Here is a 1,927-nt window from a genome sequence, read left to right on the forward strand (position 1 = left end):
GTAGAGCAGGGGACTCATAAGCCCTTGGTCGCGTGTTCAAATCACGCCTGAGCCATCCACGTCAAACTTTTTTCAGAGGCTTCCCGGCCTGGCGGATACCCTAACTGGCTTGCAGCAGAGGGTTGGCGTAAAGTTATGGGTGGAACCTACTTCGGTTTGGGATCCCTGTCTTCACATCGGTTCTACAAATGGCCGTTCCCGATTATCAGAGCTTGATGTTGCCACTTCTCCAGTTTGCAGCACGTAAAGAAACCGAAATATCAACCAGCGAAGCTGTTGAAGCTCTAGCAAAGGAACTGGGCCTCACAGAGGACGATCTCAGGGAGAAGCTACCAAGCGGTACACAGCCAACCTTTGTCAATCGCGTCGGCTGGGCTGCAACTTATATGAAAAAGGCAGGGCTGCTGGAAACAACGCGCAGAGGATTCTACCAAATTACTGACCGCGGAAGAGATCTTCTTGAAAAACAGCCCAAAACCATCAATGTAGAGTTACTCAGGCAATATCCTGAGTTCCGAGAATTTGAGGGGCCCAAAGACACAAGAAGCAGCAACAAGGCAAGCAAACAAAAAGCTTTATCAGAGACTTCGGCAGCGACACCATTAGAGCAGTTAGAAGCTGCATATGAAAGTCTCCGTGACAAACTGGCTGATGAACTGCTTGCCAAGCTAAAGAAAGTATCGCCCGCCTTCTTCGAAAAGGTTGTTGTGGAACTGCTGGTCAAAATGGGCTATGGAGGTTCACGAGCAGATGCGGGCAAAGCAATTGGTAGAAGTGGTGACGGTGGAATTGATGGGATCATAAAAGAGGACAAACTCGGTCTTGATGTTGTGTATATTCAGGCAAAGCGTTGGGATAGCAATCCGGTAGGTCGTCCTGATGTCATGCAGTTTGTGGGTGCTTTACAGGCTCAAAGAGCAAACAAGGGTATTTTTATCACTACCTCCAGGTTTACTGAAGACGCTAGCAGCTACGTTTCGCAGATCGGCAGTAAGATTGTTTTGATTGACGGCGAACAACTAACAAATCTAATGATTGAGCACGACGTTGGCGTATCTACAGTTTCATTGTATCCGGTAAAGAAGATTGATAGTGATTATTTTGAAGAGAGCATCTGACAACCGCATCAGCTCAGACCGTCAATTGGCCATAGCGAAATTGTCATTTGCCTAGGTGGAATGTTAACTATGAAAACGCCCAACTGAAAGAGGGAGATACGCCATGAGGGAAAGACGAGATCCTCACTGGTGGCTCTCCTGCTCGGGGTAAAAGTTGGGATCCATCACCTGATCCAACGTGTAGGGACACCGGTCAGGCAGATCGTCCAGAGATAGGGGCGTTTCTTTAGCCACCAGCAGGACGCTCTTTTGATAAGCTTTATTCATTGCTTCAACCAGATAAGACTTAAGGCTGGGATTATCCGCAATTAACTCCTGGATTTCTTGCCGCTGTTCGATGATTGTGGCTGTCCAACTTTTGCTTCGTTGTTGAGGCTGAAACTGCCACTTTAGCAGATGGCCCACCAGGATCCCTAGTCGATTCACCAGTTCGCGGCGTTCTTGCCTGCCCAAAGCCTCAATTTCCTCCACCAAGTTGGGAATATCCAATCGATCCCACTGCCCCGATTTCAGCAGCGCGGCTTGTTCTTGTGTCCAGGCATAAAAATCGCGGTCGTAAAGCGCCATAATCCATTCCTAGCAGGACACTGGCCAAAGATAAGTCAATCCTACCGGTTCCAGCCGTTGAGCTTCGACCTCATAAGTTTATCGAGTCCTCAAACTCTGTAGCTACAAAGCCTCGGATCTGTGGCAGCGTTGGATCCCAATGGGGCCTGACCCTGAACAATATGAGGTTTCAACAGGTCTGGAGCGCTTGATCACGGCCCAGGATCCAGGCGATAAGGGGGGGATCCCTGTGGTCAAGATAA

At 48.9% G+C, this 1,927-nt stretch carries 2 protein-coding genes; one reads left to right on the forward strand and one right to left on the reverse strand.

Features of this window, described 5'->3' with window-relative positions; translation table 11 throughout:
• Nucleotides 1-188 precede the first annotated feature (188 nt).
• On the forward strand, nt 189-1,118 hold the full coding sequence (locus NW815_RS13980) for a restriction endonuclease (protein WP_414388706.1): 930 nt from the start codon (nt 189-191) through the stop codon (nt 1,116-1,118).
• A gap of 123 nt (nt 1,119-1,241) precedes the next feature.
• Here the strand turns inward: NW815_RS13980 and NW815_RS13985 are convergent, their stop codons facing one another.
• Nucleotides 1,242-1,685, reverse strand: coding sequence for a DUF29 domain-containing protein (locus NW815_RS13985; RefSeq protein ID WP_414388704.1), 444 nt, complete (start codon nt 1,683-1,685; stop codon nt 1,242-1,244).
• Nucleotides 1,686-1,927 lie beyond the last annotated feature (242 nt).

Origin of the sequence: Synechococcus sp. R6-7 (assembly GCF_047461695.1) — a bacterium.
GTDB lineage: Bacteria > Cyanobacteriota > Cyanobacteriia > Thermostichales > Thermostichaceae > Thermostichus.